At 72.8% G+C, this 17,839-nt stretch carries 17 protein-coding genes and 2 pseudogenes; 8 read left to right on the top strand and 11 right to left on the bottom strand.

Going from position 1 to position 17,839, the window contains the following annotated elements; genetic code table 11:
• Positions 1–5: 5 nt before the first annotated feature.
• Positions 6–2,183, bottom strand: coding sequence for a DUF4139 domain-containing protein (locus tag Saso_RS08645; protein WP_189922578.1), 2,178 nt, complete (start codon positions 2,181–2,183; stop codon positions 6–8).
• 205 nt (positions 2,184–2,388) lie between these two features.
• Here Saso_RS08645 and Saso_RS08650 point away from each other — a divergent pair, with 205 nt between their 5' ends.
• Positions 2,389–3,105 (top strand): DinB family protein, encoded by a 717-nt coding sequence (locus tag Saso_RS08650; protein ID WP_189922576.1) that lies wholly within the window; start codon positions 2,389–2,391, stop codon positions 3,103–3,105.
• Between the two features lie 29 nt (positions 3,106–3,134).
• Here the strand turns inward: Saso_RS08650 and Saso_RS08655 are convergent, their stop codons facing one another.
• The gene (locus Saso_RS08655; protein WP_189922574.1) at positions 3,135–3,602 is read right to left on the bottom strand and encodes a winged helix-turn-helix transcriptional regulator; all 468 of its coding nucleotides are present in this window, start codon (positions 3,600–3,602) and stop codon (positions 3,135–3,137) included.
• Between the two features lie 92 nt (positions 3,603–3,694).
• On the opposite strand from Saso_RS08655, the gene Saso_RS08660 reads away from it, so the two are divergent.
• A complete protein-coding gene (locus Saso_RS08660; RefSeq protein WP_189922572.1) occupies positions 3,695–4,195 on the top strand; it encodes a PaaI family thioesterase in 501 nt (166 codons plus the stop codon).
• Between the two features lie 75 nt (positions 4,196–4,270).
• Here Saso_RS08660 and Saso_RS08665 read toward each other — a convergent pair whose 3' ends face one another.
• Positions 4,271–4,957 carry an SDR family oxidoreductase gene (locus Saso_RS08665; RefSeq protein ID WP_189922571.1) on the bottom strand — a complete coding sequence of 229 codons (687 nt, stop codon included), beginning with the start codon at positions 4,955–4,957 and terminating at the stop codon, positions 4,271–4,273.
• Between the two features lie 134 nt (positions 4,958–5,091).
• On the opposite strand from Saso_RS08665, the gene Saso_RS08670 reads away from it, so the two are divergent.
• Positions 5,092–5,649 carry a TetR/AcrR family transcriptional regulator gene (locus tag Saso_RS08670; protein WP_189922570.1) on the top strand — a complete coding sequence of 186 codons (558 nt, stop codon included), beginning with the start codon at positions 5,092–5,094 and terminating at the stop codon, positions 5,647–5,649.
• Between the two features lie 254 nt (positions 5,650–5,903).
• Here the strand turns inward: Saso_RS08670 and Saso_RS38740 are convergent, their stop codons facing one another.
• From Saso_RS38740 to Saso_RS08685, 4 genes are all read right to left on the bottom strand, one after another.
• Positions 5,904–6,026, bottom strand: a complete 123-nt coding sequence (locus Saso_RS38740) for a hypothetical protein (protein WP_268253215.1) — start codon at positions 6,024–6,026, stop codon at positions 5,904–5,906.
• Positions 6,027–6,192: 166 nt separating this feature from the next.
• Complete coding sequence (locus Saso_RS08675; RefSeq protein ID WP_189922569.1) at positions 6,193–7,401, bottom strand: flotillin family protein; 1,209 nt, start codon at positions 7,399–7,401, stop codon at positions 6,193–6,195.
• Between the two features lie 13 nt (positions 7,402–7,414).
• Positions 7,415–7,663, bottom strand: coding sequence for a hypothetical protein (locus Saso_RS08680; RefSeq protein WP_189922855.1), 249 nt, complete (start codon positions 7,661–7,663; stop codon positions 7,415–7,417).
• 125 nt (positions 7,664–7,788) lie between these two features.
• Positions 7,789–8,448 carry a YceI family protein gene (locus Saso_RS08685; RefSeq protein WP_189922568.1) on the bottom strand — a complete coding sequence of 220 codons (660 nt, stop codon included), beginning with the start codon at positions 8,446–8,448 and terminating at the stop codon, positions 7,789–7,791.
• 321 nt (positions 8,449–8,769) lie between these two features.
• On the opposite strand from Saso_RS08685, the pseudogene Saso_RS08690 reads away from it, so the two are divergent.
• Positions 8,770–9,342: pseudogene (locus Saso_RS08690) on the top strand (MarR family winged helix-turn-helix transcriptional regulator).
• 4 nt (positions 9,343–9,346) lie between these two features.
• On the opposite strand, the pseudogene Saso_RS38175 reads toward Saso_RS08690, so the two are convergent.
• Positions 9,347–10,061, bottom strand: a pseudogene (locus tag Saso_RS38175) (gamma-glutamyl-gamma-aminobutyrate hydrolase family protein).
• A gap of 268 nt (positions 10,062–10,329) precedes the next feature.
• Here Saso_RS38175 and Saso_RS08695 point away from each other — a divergent pair.
• The 3 genes from Saso_RS08695 to gndA all read left to right on the top strand — a co-directional run bounded on the left by Saso_RS08695 (position 10,330) and on the right by gndA (position 14,420).
• Complete coding sequence (locus Saso_RS08695; protein ID WP_413790178.1) at positions 10,330–12,018, top strand: cellulase family glycosylhydrolase; 1,689 nt, start codon at positions 10,330–10,332, stop codon at positions 12,016–12,018.
• A gap of 192 nt (positions 12,019–12,210) precedes the next feature.
• A complete protein-coding gene (locus Saso_RS08700) occupies positions 12,211–12,717 on the top strand; it encodes a MarR family winged helix-turn-helix transcriptional regulator (RefSeq protein WP_189922567.1) in 507 nt (168 codons plus the stop codon).
• Between the two features lie 263 nt (positions 12,718–12,980).
• Positions 12,981–14,420 (top strand): NADP-dependent phosphogluconate dehydrogenase, encoded by a 1,440-nt coding sequence (gene gndA / locus Saso_RS08705; protein WP_189922566.1) that lies wholly within the window; start codon positions 12,981–12,983, stop codon positions 14,418–14,420.
• Between the two features lie 142 nt (positions 14,421–14,562).
• Here the strand turns inward: gndA and Saso_RS08710 are convergent, their stop codons facing one another.
• Positions 14,563–16,020: a glyceraldehyde-3-phosphate dehydrogenase gene (locus Saso_RS08710; protein WP_189922564.1), complete on the bottom strand. Its 1,458-nt coding sequence runs from the start codon at positions 16,018–16,020 to the stop codon at positions 14,563–14,565.
• 382 nt (positions 16,021–16,402) lie between these two features.
• On the opposite strand from Saso_RS08710, the gene Saso_RS08715 reads away from it, so the two are divergent.
• Positions 16,403–16,801, top strand: coding sequence for an SseB family protein (locus Saso_RS08715; RefSeq protein WP_189922562.1), 399 nt, complete (start codon positions 16,403–16,405; stop codon positions 16,799–16,801).
• A 158-nt stretch (positions 16,802–16,959) separates the two neighbouring features.
• Here Saso_RS08715 and Saso_RS08720 read toward each other — a convergent pair whose 3' ends face one another.
• Both Saso_RS08720 and Saso_RS08725 read right to left on the bottom strand, forming a co-directional pair.
• Complete coding sequence (locus tag Saso_RS08720) at positions 16,960–17,370, bottom strand: MarR family winged helix-turn-helix transcriptional regulator (protein WP_189922560.1); 411 nt, start codon at positions 17,368–17,370, stop codon at positions 16,960–16,962.
• 74 nt (positions 17,371–17,444) lie between these two features.
• Positions 17,445–17,795, bottom strand: a complete 351-nt coding sequence (locus Saso_RS08725; RefSeq protein WP_189922558.1) for a VOC family protein — start codon at positions 17,793–17,795, stop codon at positions 17,445–17,447.
• Between the last annotated feature and the right edge of the window lie 44 nt (positions 17,796–17,839).

Below are 17,839 nucleotides of genomic sequence, written 5' to 3' on the forward strand. Positions count from 1 at the left end.
GGGTGTCAGCTCCTGCGGTTGCCGCCGGCCAGGGTCTTGGCGGACGCGATACGGATCTCGTAGCCGCCGTCGAGGGCGGTCGTGCTGCCGGCGGGCAGTTCCACCCGCCAGATACGGGTGCCGGGGGCGTGCTGCTCCAGGCCCTCGCCGTCCTCGGGCGGGATCTTCCAGTCGGCCCGCTCGTCGATCCGGATGTCCGTGTCGGACGTGACCGGTACCCGTTCACGGACCTCGACGGTGACGGGACCGGCGAGCAGGTTGGCCAGCTCCACGTGGACGCGGTGGTCGAGCACGGTGGTGCTGTTGCGCAGGCCGGCGGTCGACTCGTGCAGGTTGGTGCGGCGCGTGACCCGGATCCCCTGGGCGGGGCCGAGGCCGACGCGGGAGACACCGCCCGGGGCGAGCGTGGGCAGCGCGGTGGTCAGCTGGAAGTCGTCACCGGCGGTGACCTCCACCGGTCCGGCCAGCAGCGCCTGGTCGGTGGAGTTGGAGAGCACCAGCGTCGCGTACACGGTCTGCTCCACCGACGGGACGCAGAGGTACTCGGTGTGCAGACCGACCGGGATCTCGCCGACGGTGACCGTGTGCCAGGTGCCGTCGGAGGGGATGTCGGCGCGGGCCACCGCGTCGAAGCGGTGGTCGAACGAACCGGCCGACTCGCGGGGCCGCACCGCGTGTCCGGGCAGCGGCAGCGCGGTCACCGCCTCGGCGCGGCGGCGGTACTCGGCCGCCACCGGGTCGAAGGCCGCGTCGGGGAACAGCCGGCCCCGGCGGACGCCCGCCTCCTCGGGGCCGCGCAGGACGAGGGCGGTGTAGTCGAGTTCGGCGCCGGTCGGACGCGGGGGACCGGTCACCGGCTCCGCGGCGGGCCACTGCGGGGCCGGGCCGCCCGGCGCGGGAGGCGGCGGCGCCAGGCCCGGGGCAGCCGGTGCCATGGCGGCCGGGGCCGCGGGGACCATGCCGCGGGGCCGGCCCGCGGCGCGCGGACGGGAGGGGACCGCCCTGGCGCGCTCGTCCGCCGCGCCGCCGAAGGCCTGCGGATACACGCCCTCGGCGCCCCCCGCCGAGGAGTCGGGGGGCGGTGCGCCGTAGACCGGCGGGGCCACCGACGGCGCGGGGGGCGGTGCGCCGTGACCGGGCGGGGCCGCGGGCGGCTCGCCGTAGGCCGCCGCCTTGTACTGCGGGGCCGGGACGGGACCGTCCGCCGCCACGGGCAGGGGAGCGGCGCCCGGGGACAGCGGCGCGGCGGACCCGGGGCGGGCCGGTCGCGGGCCTGCCGTGTCGTACCCGGTGAAGAGGTCGGCCAGTCCGGCCGGCGGCTCGCGCCAGCCGGACGGCGACGGGGCGGGCTGGCGGCGGCCGATCCGCATCGAACGCAGCCGCGGCAGATCGGTACGGCGCCGCAGATCGGCCGTGGCCAGCGCGATCCGTACGCCGGACCAGTCCTCGCCGGTCCGCTGGGCGACCGAGGCGCGCAGCACCAGCCGGCCGCTGCTGTCGCCCGCACGGTGGGTGAGCCGGTAGGCCGGCACCCAGACCGCGCCCGGCACGCCGTACTCCAGCTCCACCTCCACGTCACCCGTGCCGTCGAGGGTCAGGACCGCCGACACCGTGGTCTCCAGGTGCGCGTCGGGCGCGTCGGTGGAGGCACGGGCGAGCCGGTCGGCGGCGACGGCGAGTGCGTGCTCGGCGCGCTCCACCGCCTCCTCCAGGTCGACGAGACGGGTCTGGAGCGCCGCGAGCCGCTCGTCGACGAACTCGGCGAGTCCCAGCCAGGCGTCGACCGGGGTGCGCCGGTGCGGGTCCTCGCGCCTGCGGACGGGGGGCACCGGCCGCAGCGCCCTGACCTCCTCGATCACCACCAGCTGGCGGTCCCGGTGTCCGCGCGCCGCCTCGCACGCGTCGAGCAGCCGGTCCACCTCGCGCCGCAGGGCGTCCGGGGCGTCGGTGACGGCGGGCTCGGCCTCGACCTCGACCCGTGCCTCGGTGACGCGCACTCCCGAAGCGTCCGTGACCCGGGCCCGCAGGGATCCGGGGTCCAGCGAGCGGGGCAGTCCCGTCACCCTGACCCGGCCGTCCTGCGGCACACTGCCGCGGGCCAGACGGCGGCAGAGCGCGCCCTGCGCGTACACCACCACCGCATCGAGAGCCGAATCCCACCGCTGTGCCGTTCGAGCCGTCATCCGCTCCGCTCCCCGCCGCCTGCGTGCTGAGCGAAGCCTACGCCCGGCCGGTCCGCGCCGAACGGAGAACCCGTGGGGGAACGCCGGGCCCCGGCGCGGGAATTCGGTGGTGCCCCGGGCGCCGAACCGCTAGTTTCCGCGAACCGTCAGTTTCCGCCCGGACGCGACGCGTCGGGCCGACAGGTGCTACCGAGGGGAGCCGGGCGTGGGGACCGAAGGCGTACGGACGGACCGGCTGGGCCTGCTGCTCGACCAGTTCGACCATGCCAGGGAGACGGCCGAGGCGCGGCTCGCGGGTCTCGGTGACGAGGAGTACCTGTGGGAGTCCGCGCCCGGGTGCTGGTCGATCCGGCGCCGGGGCGAGGCGGTGACGCCCAGGGCGTTCGGGCCGGGCGAGTGGGTGCTCGACCTGGGAGCCGCCGACATCCCGGCGAGCGAGTACGCCGAGGTCGCCCGGCAGGCCGCGGACGGCATGACCGTCGAGAAGATCGCCGACGACTGGAGCGTGAGCACGGAGCGGGTCCGTGAGGTCCTCGCCCACACCGGTCCGCCCAAGCCCGACGAAGCGCCCCTCACGACGATCGCGTGGCGCCTCGGGCACCTGCACTTCCACTTCGCGGGCCCCTGGGAGTGGACCTTCGGGGAACGGCGGCGGGAGCCGAAGCTCCTGGTCGACTTCACCCCGTCCGCCGGCCTGGCCCTGGAGCGGTTCTGGGCGGTGATCGACCGCTGGCGCGAGAGCGTGGACGGCGTCACCGAGGAACAGCTCGACACGGTCGGCTTCTCGCAGTACCCGTACAGCAACGACGCCGAGTACCCGTTCGCCGCAGTGCTGGCGGGCTCCAATCTCGAATTCATCCACCACATGGCCGAGATCGCCCTGCTCCGGGACCTGTGGCGGATCCGTTCCGCGGCCGGGTAGGGCGCAGCCCCGCCGCCGCGTCCGGCGGCTCAGGAGCGGAGCCGGGCGCCCGGTCCGGGTCGGGCGGTCACCTCGCGCGGGGTGAGGGCGGAGTGCTCGGTGGAGCACTCGACGACGACCCGCAGCGGAGCGCCGCAGCCGGTGTGCCGGACGTCCAGGACGGGGTCCTCGGACTCCAGGGTGTGGGCCTCGCCCCACTGGCTCAGTGCCATCAGCACCGGCCACAGGTCCCAGCCCTTGCGGGTCAGCCGGTACTCGTTGCGCGGACGGCTGCCCGGTTCGCGGTACGGGACGGTGCGCAGGACGCCGGCCGCCGTCAGCTTGCGCAGCCGGTCGCTCAGCACGGCCTCCGACAGGCCGATGTGGCGGTGGAAGTCGTCGAAGCGGGTGACCCCGTTCATGGCGTCACGCAGGATCAGCAACGTCCATTTCTCGCCGACCACGTCGAGCGTGCGCTGGACGGGGCAGTTCTCGGTGCTCGCCTCAAGCCACTCCATCCTCCCATCCTAGGACGCTGGCTTCGCCGTTGACAGTCAGGTGAGGCGGAAGCTAGCTTCACTCGAAAAAGTCAGAGGGAAGGCGCTCGGCCGTGGGACGGACACGTACGTATCAATGGGAAGACCCGGCGATCCTGGCGGAGGCCGCCGGACGCATGGCCGGCATCGACTTCCTGCGCGAACTGCGCGCCGGACGGCTGCCCGGGCCGCCCATCGGCCACCTCGTGGACTTCGCGCTCGACGAGGTGGAGCCCGGCCGGGCCGTCTTCTCGCTCACACCGGGCGAGGAGCACTACAACCCGATCGGCAGCGTGCACGGCGGGGTCTTCGCCACGCTGCTCGACTCGGCGGCCGGGTGCGCGGTGCAGTCCACCCTCCCGCAGGGCATGGCGTACACCTCGCTCGACCTGACGGTGAAGTTCCTGCGGCGGATCACCGCCGACACGGGCCCGGTGCGGGCCATCGGCACGGTCGTCAGCAGCGGCCGCCGCACCGCCCTGGCCGAGGCGCGGCTGGTCGACGCGAAGGACCGCCTGCTCGCCCACGCCACCAGCAGCTGCCTGCTCTTCCCGGTCCCGGCGCAGCAGGGGTGACCCCGCCCGCCGGGCGGGGCGACCGGGCCGGCCCGGGCCGTGCGCCGCGGCCCGGTGCCCCGGCGGGGGCCGGTCTCACGCCGTGGTCGGTGCCGCGGACAGTCCCTGCTTGACGTAGCGGGTGATCTCGTCGGCGAGGATCTCGGGCAGGCCCTTCTCGATGCCGTCGAGCGCCTGGGCCGCGACCTCGGCGGGGTCGGCCTTCTGGTCGGCGGGGACGCTCGCGGCCATGTCGGTGTCCATGTAGCCGACGTGCAGCGCGGAGACGGTGATGCCGCGGGGTGCCAGTTCCTCCCGGGTGGCGTCGGTCAGCGCCCAGGCGGCGGCCTTGCTCGCGGCGTAGGAACCGAGGCCGGCCGGGTGCAGCCAGGAGAGCACCGACAGCACGTTGAGCACGGCACCGCCGCCGTTGTCCTCGATGACCGGCGCGAAGGCCCGCGTGGCGGTCAGCGGTCCGAAGAAGTTCGTCGCCATCTCGAGGCGTATCGCGTCCGGGTCGCCGTTCAGCAGCTGTGTGGCGGTGGAGATTCCCGCGTTGTTGATCAGCAGTGTCGTGTCCGAGGCCACGCGGGCCGCGGCCCGCACCGACTCCTCGTCCGTGACGTCCAGCCGGAGCGGGGTCACGCCCGGCAGGTCGACGGTCTCGGGCCGTCGGGCGGCCGCGTACACCTTCGCCCCGCGCTCCACCAGCTGTGCGGCCAGGTGACGGCCCAGTCCCCGGTTGGCTCCGGTGACCACCACGACGGCGTCCTTGAGTTCCATGTGCGCTCCCAGTGCTGCGGACCCCGGGGAGGGGCCCTCGTTTTTAGATTACATCCATAATCTAAACCGGGACTAAGATAGATTGCAACCGTCATCCAAATGAGCTGTGGGTCGACTCCGACCGAGGAGGAACGATGGGCCGTGTGTCCCAGGAGCAGGCGCGCGAGAACCGCGAGCGGGTCGTGCGGACCGCGTCCCGGCTCTTCCGTGAGCAGGGCACCCACATCAGCGTCGCCGACCTGATGAAGGCGGCGGGCCTGACCCACGGCGGCTTCTACAAGCAGTTCGCCTCCAAGGAGGCGCTGATCGACGAGGCCACGACGCACGCCTTCGGCGAACTCGCCGCGCGTCACGCGGCCGCCGCCGAGGAGGGCGCCGGGGGGCGTGCCGAGGTCCAGCGGGCGCTGATCGACGCCTATCTCACCGCCGAGCACCGTGACAACGCGGCCGACGGCTGCCCCGCCGCCGGGCTCGCCCAGGACATGGCCCGTGAACCGGGAGCGAGCGAGGCGCATCGCGCCTATGCCGAAGGGGTGGGCGCCTTCGCCGAGTTCCTCGCCACCGAGGACGAGGACGGCATCGTCCGGCTGTGCACGATGCTCGGCGCGCTCGTCCTGGCCCGGGCCACGAAGGACTCGCCCCTGTCCGACGAGATCCTCGCGACCGCGCGGGCGGCCCTCACGCAGAGGTGACCCACCCCGGCGGCGGGCGCCGTGACGCCTTCCGCAGCACCGGTGGGCCCGGTCGCGGGCGGACGCGAGGTCCGGAGCCCGGCCTGCACCGTGACCACCTCCACTCCCGCCTCCCGCAACCGGGCGCAGGTCTTCTCGTTCCCACCCCGGGGCGTCGGTGACCACCATGTCGGGTTCCCCCGGGCCGTGCCGGTGCCGGGGAACTTGCCCATGTCCGCCACCAGGACCACCTGGGCGCCGGCTGCGATCACGGCTCACTTGACGGCCGTGGTGTGCAGGACCTGCCCGTCGGGGCGGACTCCGCTCGTGCCGAGGAAGAGCCGGTCGGCGCACCGGGCGGCCAGGGCGTCCACTACCTCGACCCGGACGCCGGCCACGTCGGAGAAGGGTCGTCCTTGCCCACGACCGGCGCGGCGCCGCCATGGACGCCGGCAGCTACACCTTCGTCGCCGACGCGACGAAGGGAGCCCATGCGCTGAGGGCCGGCGCCGCGTCCCGGTACCGGACCCGAACGGTCCGCCCCGGGACGCGGCCGCGGGGGCCTCAGTCGATGTCCACCGGGCCGTCGCCGGTCTTCTTGTCCTTGCCCGCCCGCAGCTGGAGCAGGCCGCCGGCCGTGGCGCCGTCGGCCGCGGAACCCTCGCCGGTGCCGCGGGCGCCGGAGGAGTCCTGGCCGTTGCCGAGGTTCTGCCGGACCGAGTCGAGGATCGTCAGGCCCTGGGACACCAGACCGGCGGCGATCTCACCGAGGCCGTCCGCGCCGTTCAGGACGTTGACATTGGCTCCGGCGAGGCCGCCCGCGGCCTCCTTCACGATCTGCGGCAGCTGGTCGATCAGCATCCGGTCCAGCGCGACCCGGTCGTAGGAGGCGGCGGCCTCCGCCTGGATCTTCATGCGCTGCGCCTCCGCGGCCGCCAGGATCCTGACCCGCTCGGCCTCCGCCTCGGCCGGCTTCACGACCTCCGCCACCAGCTGCTGCTGGCGCAGCTTCGCCTGCCGCTGGGCCAGTTCCGTCTGGGCGGCGAGCACCTCCTGCTGGGCGTGGGCCTGCGCGAGCGGTCCGGCCTGCGAGGCGTGTGCCTCGGCACGGTTCACCTCGGCCGAGTACTCCGCCTTCACGACGGCGGTCTGCCGGGCGTACTCCGCCTGCTTGCGGGCCGCCGCCTGCTCCGCCTCGGCCGCGGCCTGGGTGGCCTGTGCCTGGGCGATCTGGGCCTGCCGCTGGATGGCAGCCTTGTGCGGCGCGGACATCGCGTCGATGTAGCCGGTGTCGCCGTCGTCGATCGACTGGATCTGCAACGAGTCGACGATCAGGCCGATCTTCGCCATCTCCGTCTTCGAGGTGTCCAGGACCTCCGCCGCGAGCTTCTGCCGCTCGGTGACGATCTCCTCGACCGTCATGGAGCCGATGATCGCCCGCAGGTGACCGGCGAAGATCCGGCCGGTCAGCACCGACATCTGGTCCTGGTCGGAGAGGAAGCGCTGGCCCGCGTTGATGATGCTCTCGTGGTCGTTGCCGACCTTGAAGGCGATGACGGCGCGCACGTGCAGCGCGATGCCCTGCCGGGTCACACAGGTCTCGGTGACCTCGGACTCGCACATCGACAGGGTGAGGAAACGGGTCTTGCGGAACACCGGAAGCACGAACTTGCCGTGCCCCGTCACCACTCGGAACGGCGCGCCCCCCAGTCCCCGCCTGCCCCCCGAGATCAACATCGCCTCGTCGGGAGCGGGAACGCGATATCCGAACATTTCTCTTCCACTCTCAGTCGGTCCCGGCGAGATCGCCGAGCGCGTCCAACGGATCCACCCACTCGACGACGCCGACCTCGCGGCAACCGCGCGACTCGATCACGAGCACCGTCGCCCCCGTCGGCAGCGGATCCTCCGACCAGGCGAGAAAGGTCTCGGAGCCGCCTCTGACCCGCACGAGGATCTCCCCGGGGCCCGCGGACCCGCGGGTTCCGATGAGCACTCTCCCCGTACAGCCGATCACGGCCTCGTCCTGCGGCATCACCGGCCGCCCTCCATCGCTCTGGCCCACGGTTCAGACGATAGACCCACGCGGGACCGGGGCCAACGGCAAGGCCGGACTGCCGCGGCGGCACCGGCCGCGAGGGCCGCGCCGGGCCGCCGCCGTCAGCCGGCGGCGGGGGTGCGGATGGCGGCGATGTCGAACTGAAGGCGCACCTTCTCGCTCACCATGGCACCGCCCTCGGCGAGCCGCGCGTCGTACGTCAGACCCCATCGCGAACGGTCGATCGTGGTCGTCCCGTCGAAACCGGCCCGCTCGTACCCGAAGGGGTCGACGACATGTCCTATGTAGGTGAGTTCCAGGTCCACGGGGCGGGTGATGTCCTTGATGGTGAGGTCACCGGTCATGAGATAGACGTCGGGGGCCGCGAGCCGGACGGCGGTACTGGTGAAACGCATCTGCGGATAGGCCGCGGCGTTCAGGAAGTCCCGTCCGACCAGATGCGCGTCGCGCTGTTCCACACCGGTGTCGACACTCGCCGTGGACAGCAGGATCTCGGCCCGTGAGCGTGCCGGGTCGCGACCGTCGAAATGGAGCCGGCTGCGGTACTCGGTGAAAGCGCCGCGCACGGTGGTCACCAGGGCGTGCCGGACGGAGAAACCGATGCGGCTGTGCGCCGGGTCGATCATCCAGTCGCCGGTCAGAGCGGCCAGGGCGGGATCCGGGTGTCCGGCGGCCCGGGAGGCGGGGGAGCCGACGGAGGACTGCGCTGCTGTGTGGGGTGCCGAGCGCCGGGGGGATGCGCCACGGGTGAACAGGTTCATGATTCACGTAGGTACTGCACCGCGGATATCGCCGCAAGCCTGCCTCGGGAGCGCCGACGGACCGAATGCGTACCGACGTGCCTATACACCGCCACGCAATGCCCGGCGGCTGCAATATCCACACATCGTCGTCACTCCACGGTCAAAAGAATTCCGCCGCGCTCCTGACGTATTCCGATTCCGGGACAGCCTTCCGGACGGCTTGTCCCGAAGGGTGTCCCGGGGGTCGTCCCGGCTCGGCGGACGGGGCTTGTCGCTTCGTACGATTCGACTCCGAACAACATGACGACCCACGCAGCCCGTGGCCGCAGGAGTGTGCCGATGCCCGGCCGGCGATCCATCGCCGAAGCGGAGAAGCTCGCCGAGACCAAGCTCGGCGGCATCCCCCTGCGGCGGGAACAGATGGCCGTCGTCGCCGACATCTGCCGTGCCGCGTCGGCGGTACGGCAGCACCTGGAGAACTCGGTGCTGCGCGGCTCCGACCTGACGTGGACGGCGTTCGTCGTGCTCTGGGTGGTGTGGGTCCGGGGCGAGTCGGAGACCCGGCACGTCGCCGAGTAGGCCGGGATCTCCAAGGGCACGCTCACCGGGGTGGCCCGCACGCCGGAGGGGCGCGGGCTGCTGCGCCGGGCCGGGCACCCCGTCGACGGCAGGCTCGTCCTGCTCAGCCTCACCGACGAGGGGGAGACGCTGATGAAGCGCCTCTTCCCCGCGTTCGACGAGGAGGAGGCATTCGTGGCGAGCCGGCTCAGCGACGAGGAGTGCCGCAGCGTGGCCGACGGGCTGCGCCGCGTGGTCCGGCAGGTCGAGGAGAAGGGCGAGGAGCGCCGCACCGCCCTCCTCGACGGCGCCGAGCCGGCCCCCCGCCGCAGCGGCCGCCGCCCGAAGGCCTGAGCCCTCAACGGTCGGTCGAGTGGGCTGACGCCGGACGCCGGACGCCGGACGCCGGACGCCGGACGCCGGACGAGGGGCGGGGCACCTGGGCGCCGGACGCCCGACCCCCGCGGGGGAGCGGAGGTCGGTGGCCGGCGAGGGCCGCGGTCACCAGGGCGTCGAACAGGCCCTGTTGGGCCGGATCCTCGTGGGCGGTGTCCTCCGGGTGCCGCTGGACGGCCGTGAACCAGCCCCGGGCGCCGGGAAGTTGGACCCCTTCCACTGTGCCGTCCGCCGCGCGCGGTGACCGTCAGCCCCGCGGCGAGGCCGCTCACCCGCTGATGGTGGTAGCAGGACGCCTCCACCTTCTGCGCGTGACGTCGCGCTCGGCGGCACCCTCGAACAGGACATGGGCGGTCCCGGCCGCGAACACCGGCACGTGGTGCACCCGGTGGAGACAGCGCGCGGTTCCCTGCTCGAACGGGCCACGCTGCCAGGGTGTCGGCGGCGCCGTGGCGGTGCGGGGCGAGGCCGCCCCCGCCGGGCAGCAGCACGCCGTCGAAACGGGCGAGCCCGCGTGGCTACGTCGCCGTCCGCCGGATGGATGCCCACCGGTTCACCGCCCGCGCGTCAGACGGCCTCGACCAGCGTGCGGGTGCTGACCTCGGCCGCTACCGGAGCGCCGAGGCGGTGGCGGAGAAACGGGCGGGGATCGCGATGAGCGGCCGGACGGGGGATATGTGGCCGTGCCTCGGTCCGTAAGGCTCCGAGGCTTGCGCGCATCCCGTGGGAGCCTGCGCCAGGTCTTGACGTGTACTTGACGTAGTGGCTTCATGGGAGCGCTCCCACATACGGTCCACGGTGAGCCACGTCCGACGTGTCACCCCCACACCCCTTCTGCCGCCTGAGTTTCCGGGCCTCACTCCTGGAGTCGCAGTGAGATCAGCAAGGAGCACCGAAGGAACCACCGGAAGCACCTCCCGGGCCCGTCCGCGAAGCGCTTTCCGGGTGCACCGGCACAGCACCTCGTGGGCCCGGCGCAGCGCCTACCGGGCGCACCCGCTGGGCGGCCTGCTGGCCAGGCTCGCGGCCCTCGTCGGCCTGGTCCTGGTCGGAGCCCTCTGCCCGGCCGCCGCCCAGGCGCAGACCCAGGCGCCGCGCGCTCTCGCCACCGGCCTGCACATCAGCGACGGCCGCCTGGTCGAGGGCAACGGCAACGACTTCGTCATGCGCGGCGTGAACCACGCCCACACCTGGTATCCGGGCAGGACGCAGCAGTCCCTCGCCGACATCAAGGCGATGGGCGCCAACGCGGTGCGTGTCGTCCTCGCCGACGGCCACCGCTGGAGCGCGAACAGCGCGGCCGACGTCACGGCCGTCGTCGCGCAGTGCAAGGCCAACCGGCTCATCTGCGTGCTGGAGGTGCACGACACCACCGGCTACGGCGAGGACACCGCGGCGGGAACGCTGGACCAGGCCGCCGACTACTGGATCGGTCTGAAGGACGTCCTGGCCGGCCAGGAGAGCTACATCATCATCAACATCGGCAACGAACCCTGGGGCAACACCGACCCGGCCGGCTGGACGGACCCGACCATCGCCGCGGTCAAGAAGCTCCGGGGCGCCGGCTTCGCGCACACGATCATGGTGGACGCGCCCAACTGGGGCCAGGACTGGCAGGGCGTCATGCGGGCCAACGCCCGCGCCGTCTACGCCGCCGACACCACCGGCAACCTCATCTTCTCGATCCACATGTACAGCGTCTTTGACACCGCGGCGGAGATCACCGACTACCTCAACGCCTTCGTCGCGGCCAAACTGCCCCTTCTGATAGGTGAGTTCGGTGGCCCCGCGGACCAGTGGGGCGACCCCGACGAGGACACCATGATGGCCGCGGCCGAGCAGCTCGACCTCGGCTACCTGGCCTGGTCCTGGAGCGGCAACACCGACCCGATCCTCGACCTCACGCTGAACTTCGATCCCGCCCAGCTGACTTCGTGGGGCAAGCGCATCTTCAACGGCGTGAACGGCATCGCGCAGACCGCCAGGGAAGCCACGGTGTTCGGGGGCGGCACCCCGGGCGACACCCAGGCCCCGACCGCTCCGGGAACCCCGGCCGCCTCCGGCGTGACGGCCACCTCCGCGACCCTCACCTGGACGGCGGCCACGGACAACGTCGGCGTCGCCGGCTACGACGTCGTCCGGATCAGCGGCACGACCGAGACCGCCGTCGCCGCTTCGACGACCAACACCGCCACCGTGACCGGTCTGGCCGCGAACACCGCGTACAGCTTCGCCGTCTACGCCCGCGACGCCGCGGGGAACCGTTCCGCCCGCTCGGCCGCCGTCGCCGTCACCACCTCCGCGGCACCCGCCGTGTCCTGCTCGGTCGCCTACCGGGTGGTGGGGGAGTGGCCCGGCGGCTTCCAGGGGGACATCACCCTGCGCAACACCGGCACCTCGGCCATCAGCGGCTGGAAGCTCGCCTTCGCCTTCGCCGACGGCCAGACCGTCACCAACATGTGGGGCGGGACCGCCACCCAGAGCGGCGCCTCGGTGAGCGTCGCCCCCGCCTCGTACACCTCCACCGTTCCCGCCGGCGGCTCGGTCACGGTCGGGTTCATCGGAAGCAAGGGCGCGGCCAACACCGCGCCGACCGCGTTCACCCTCAACGGCGGCGCCTGCGCCACCACCTGACACCCGGCGTCCCGGCCGGGCGGAGGGCGCACCCCCTCCGCCCGGCCGGGACGCCCCTACCGCCGCGAGCCCTTGACCGGTGCGAACGACCGGGGGCGCAGCTCTCGGGACCTCGCCGGTGCGAGCCCCGCTCGCGGTGTCACTCCGCTTCTGTCCGGGTGCCGTCCGGCAGGCCCCCCGTAGGCTGGACCCATGTCCACGACGCCCCGCTGGCTCAACGCCGACGAACGACGCGCCTGGCTGGCCTACGTCGACTTCTCCACGCTGCTCGCCGACCACCTCAACCGGCAGCTGCGGCGTGACGCGGGTATGACACACGCCGACTACAGTCTGCTGGCCTACCTCTCGATGGCCCCCGAGGGCACCCTCGGGATGTCCGAGCTCGCCCAGCGTCTGAAGATCACGCGCAGCCGGCTCACCCACGCGGTGAACAGACTGCGCGAGGTAGGCCTGGTGGACCGCAGGGAGGACCCCGCCGACGGCCGGGGCCAGCTGGCCTTCCTCACCGACCGGGGCAGGTCCCTGCTGGAGGAGGTCGCCCCGGGGCACGTGGAGGCCGTCCGCCGAGCGGTGTTCGACGCCCTCACCCCGGAGCAGGTGCGGCAGTTCGCGGACATCGGCGAGGCCATCAGCGCGGCCCTGGTCCGCGCCGAGAGCACCGAGGCGGACCCCGCGGCACTGCCCTGGCGCCGCCGGTAGCGACCCCGCGGCGGTACCGGACGGGTGGCGGTGCCGGACCGGTGGCGGTGCCGGACCGGTGGGCGCAGCGCCGGGGAACGGCCGCGCGGCGGTCGCGCGCCGACGGCGGACCGGGGCGGATCGATGGCGGATCGAGCCGAACCGTCGGCGGATCGAGGCGAATCGGCGGTGGATCGAGAAGAACCGGCCGACGGTCCGTACCTGGGGGTACCGGGGGGCCGCCCGCCCCTCCGACCACGCCAACGATCCAAGGGACGTACCTCGTGAACGCAACCGCCGCCATCGGCGTCACCGGCCTCGGCGTGATGGGCCGCAACCTCGCGCGCAACTTCGCCCGCAACGGCTACACCGTCGCCGTCCACAACCGCTCCGCAGGCCGTACCCGCGCGCTGGTCGAGGAGTTCGGCCACGAGGGCACGTTCGTCCCCGCCGAGTCCGCCGCTGACTTCGTGGCGGCGCTCGAACCCCCCCGCCGACTGATGATCATGGTGCAGGCCGGTGCGGTCACGGACGCCGTCATCGACGAGTTCGCCCCGCTCCTGGAGCCCGGCGACATGATCATCGACGGCGGCAACGCCCACTACGCCGACACCCGCCGCCGCGAGGAGGCGCTGCGCGAGCGCGGCATCCACTTCGTGGGCGCCGGTGTGTCCGGTGGCGAGGAGGGCGCGCTGAACGGGCCGGCCGTCATGGTGGGCGGTTCGAGCGAGTCGTACGACGTCCTCGGCCCGATGTTCGAGGCGATCAGCGCGAAGGTCGACGGCGAGCCCTGCGCCACGCACATCGGCACCGACGGAGCCGGGCACTTCGTGAAGATGGTGCACAACGGCATCGAGTACGCAGACATGCAGCTCATCGCCGAGGCGTACGATCTGCTGCGCCAGGTCGCCGGCTACACCCCCGCGGAGATCGCGGACATCTTCCGCACCTGGAACGAGGGCCGCCTCGGTTCCTACCTGATCGAGATCACCGCCGAGGTCCTCGCCCACACCGACGCCACCACCGGTCTCGCGTTCGTCGACGTCGTCGCCGACGCCGCCGGTCAGAAGGGCACCGGCCGCTGGACCGTGCAGACCGCGCTCGACCTCGGGTCCCCGGTCACCGCCATCGCCCAGGCCACGTTCGCCCGCGCCGCGTCCGGCCAGAGCGCGCTGCGGGCCGCCTACGCCGGTCTGCCCGGCGGCACCACGCCCCCGCTCAGCCGCACCGAGGCCACCCGCTTCACCTCGCAGGTCGAGCACGCCCTGTACGCGTCGAAGGTCATCGCCTACGACCAGGGCTGGAAGATGATCCAGGACGCGGCCGGGGAGTTCGGCTGGAAGATCGACCTGGGCGCGGTCGCCCGGATCTGGCGCGGCGGCTGCATCATCCGCGCCTCGTTCCTCGACCGCATCCGGGCCGCTTACGCCGCCGACCCGGACCTGGTCAGCCTGCTGGGCGAGATGGAGTTCGCCATGGAGATCACGGACGCGCAGGTGCCCTGGCGCGAGACCGTCGCCTCCGCCGCCCGGCGCGGCATCCCCGTGCCCGCCTTCTCGGCCGCGCTCGCGCACTACGACACCCTGCGCTCCGAACGCCTGCCGGCGGCGCTGCTCCAGGGGCAGCGCGACTACTTCGGGGCTCACACGTACCTCCGGACCGACCGCCCGGGCGCCTTCCACACACACTGGGCCGAGCCCGGCCGCCCGGAGACGTCCGCCTGATGCCTGATGCCTTACGGCTGAGGGCTCGCGGTTCATGACTCATGGCTCGCGGCACGAGGGAGGGGCGGGGCGCTCACCGGGCGCCCCGCCCCTCCCTCGTGCCGGCCACCTGTAAGGGGCCGGTGCGCGAAATGCGCCCCCGTCAGACGCCCGTCGCCGGCGCCGGGTACGTCGGGTACTCTACCCCGGAGACGTGCTGGACGACGCGGACGACCTGGCAGGAGTAGCCGAACTCGTTGTCGTACCAGAGGTAGAGGATGGCGTTGTCGCCGTCGACCTTGGTGGCGCCCGCGTCGATGATCGACGAGTGGCGCGAGCCGATGAAGTCCATGGAGACCGCGTCCGGCGCCGTCGTGAAGTCGATCTGGCGCTTGAGCGGCGAGGTCAGCGAGACCTCGCGGAGGTACTCCAGGACCTCGTCGCGGCTGGTCTCGCGGCCGAGCCGCAGGCTGAGGATGGCGATCGAGACGTCCGGCACGGGCACCCGGATCGAGCTGCCGGTGATCGGCGCCTTGAGGTCGGGCAGCGCCTTGGCGACGGCCGAGGCGGCACCGGTCTCGGTGATCACCATGTTCAGCGGCGCCGAACGGCCGCGACGGTCCGCCTTGTGGTAGTTGTCCAGCAGGTTCTGGTCGTTGGTGAACGAGTGGACGGTCTCCACGTGGCCGCGCAGCACACCGTACTCGTCGGCCATCGCCTTCAGCGGCGGGACGATCGCGTTGGTGGTGCAGGAGGCGCAGGACAGGATCTGCTCGTCCGGCTTGATCGTGTCGTGGTTGACGCCGTGCACGATGTTCGGCACGTCACCCTTGCCGGGCGCGGTCAGCACGACCTTGTCGATGCCCGGCCGCAGGTGCTTGGCGAGGCCCTCGCGGTCACGCCACTTGCCGGTGTTGTCGATGAGGATGGCGTTGCGCACGCCGTACTCGGTGTAGTCGACCTGGCTCGGGTCGTCGGCGTAGATCACCGTGATCTCGTTGCCGTTGGCGATGATCCTGTTGTGAGCCTCGTCGACCGTGATCGTGCCCTGGAACTGGCCGTGCACGGAGTCGCGGCGCAGCAGCGACGCCCGCTTGACCAGGTCGTCGGCGGGACGGCCGCCGCCGCGCACGACGATGGCGCGCAGCCGCAGACCGTTGCCGGAGCCGGACTTCTCGATGAGCAGCCGGGCGACGAGGCGGCCGATGCGGCCGAAGCCGTACAGGACGACGTCGCGGGGCTCGCGCCGGTCGATCTTGTTCGCGCCGGTGGCGCCGGCCACGGCCTCGGCGGTGAACTCCGCCACCGACAGGCCGCGGTCGTCGGACCGGTGGGTCGCGGCGAGCATGCCGATGTCGATCTGGGACGGGCCGAGGTCGAGCGCGGTGAGCGCCTCGAGGAACGGCAGCGTCTCGGTGACCGAGAGCTCCTCGCCGGCGATCTGGCGGGCGAACCGGTGGGTCTTGAGGATGCTGACCACCGACTTGTTCACCAGGGAGCGGCTGTGCAGCAGGACCGTCACGTCCCGCTCGCGGTGCAGCTTCCCGATCATCGGGATCATCGACTCCGCGATCTCCTCGCGGTTCTTCCAGTTGGTGAACGAATCGTCGTTGAGCGTCACGGGCCTATCTTTCGAGCTAGGTGGCGCTCATATGCTAACCCTGTGGTGTTCCGATCATTCAAGCGGGTCCGCGCTCAGGTGTGCAGCATCGTCGGCCGGGGCCGCCGCGCGCCTTCGACCCGCAGGCCGCGGGGTCGTCCGCGGCGCGGATCGACGGCGTCGGAGGGGGCGGCGCGAGCGCGGGATGGGGGCGGTGCGGGGGGCGGGTGTAGGCGCGGCATGACGCGGGTACGGAGGCGTCTTGACGACGGTACGGAGGCAGCCGGATGACGGTACGGGGTCGGCCTGACCCGGATCCCGGTCCCGCGTGTTCCCCCGCCGGGGGTTGAGGCCCGCCCGCTCGGGTACGCGACGCCGGACCGCCGCTACCAGGGAGTTCGTCATGGAGACACCCGCGCACGACCGCAGCAACAACCCGGCCGCGCTGGCGCTGGACGCGCTGGCCAGGGACACCGAGGACACCGCCGCGCTGGACACGCTCGCGCACTGCGACGTGCTCGTGCCCGTGCCCGACGACGCCGTCGACGAGGACGTCAGCAACCCGGCCACGGTCGCGCTGCCCGTCCTGGAGCAGCCCGGTGGCGCGCCGGTGGTGCCCGTCTTCACCTCCGAACCGGAGATGGCGGACCTGCTGCCCGAGGTCGACCGCTACCGTCTGGTGCCGCTCGGCGCGCTCGCCGCGCAGTGGCCCACCGGCGAGCTGTCCCTCGCCATCGACGCGGCCGGCGACCATCCGCTGACGCTCACCTCGGAGGGGGTCCGCACCCTGCTCGCCCGCTGAACCGCGGACGCCCGGAGCCGGGACCGGCCGGCACCGCGTCCGGCGTCCGGCCAGGACCCGGTGCCACGGCTGGACCCGGCGTCACGGCCGGACCGGGCGTCGCTGCGGGGCCCGGTGTTCCGGACCCGGCATCCGGTCGGTCCTGGGCGGGCGTACGGTCAGGACCGGGCGTCCGGCAGGGACCGGGTCAGCATCCGGCCCAGTACCGCCCGCTGGAGCGGCAGCACCTCGGTGTGCAGGTCGCGGCCCTTGGAGGTGAGGGCGACCCACACCCCGCGCCGGTCCTCCATGCAGACGGAGCGCTCCACCAGGCCTTCCTTCTCCAGGCGGCCGATGAGGCGGGACAGCGCGCTCTGGCTGAGGTGCACCCGTCCGACGAGGTTCTGCACCCTGCACTGGTCGCCCGCTCGCGGGGCCTCGGAGGCGAGGATGTCGAGCACCTCGAAGTCGCTCGCTCCCAGGCCGTGCGGATGCAGCGCGCGGTCGATCTCGCACATCGTGCGCGCGTGCACCGACAGGATGTCCCGCCACCGCTCCTCGAGGCCCGAACCGGCCGTCTTCGCTGCCATACCTGCACGGTAACACCGAAACGCCCGTTTATTGAGTGTGCAACTAGTGCGGGTGCAAGCGCTTGGGCAGGCGCTCAGGCGGCCGGGTCCTGGAGGAGCCCGACCAGGTTGCCGTCCGCGTCCTTCACGAACGCGATCAGCCTGCCGCCGCCGACGTCCTGCGCGTCCTGGATCAGCTCCGCCCCCGCCGCCACCAGCGCGGCGAGGCGCTCGCGCAGGTCGGTGACGTGCCAGTACGGGACCGGTCCCGTCATGCCCTTGCCGTGTCCGTTCGGGTCGAGGCCGATGTCCTGACCCGCGGCCTTGAAGCCGACGTAGTAGGGCTCGTCGGCGTACGGCTCGACCCCGAGGAGCGCGCCGAACAGGGCCTTGGCCCGGTCGAGGTCCTTGACGGGGTAGATGATCGTCTGAAGGCCGGTGGCCATGGCGTCCTCCTCGGTGAGGTGCGGGGTGCGGGAGCACCACCGTG

The sequence above is a fragment of the Streptomyces asoensis genome, assembly GCF_016860545.1.
Classification (GTDB): Bacteria; Actinomycetota; Actinomycetes; order Streptomycetales; family Streptomycetaceae; genus Streptomyces; species Streptomyces asoensis.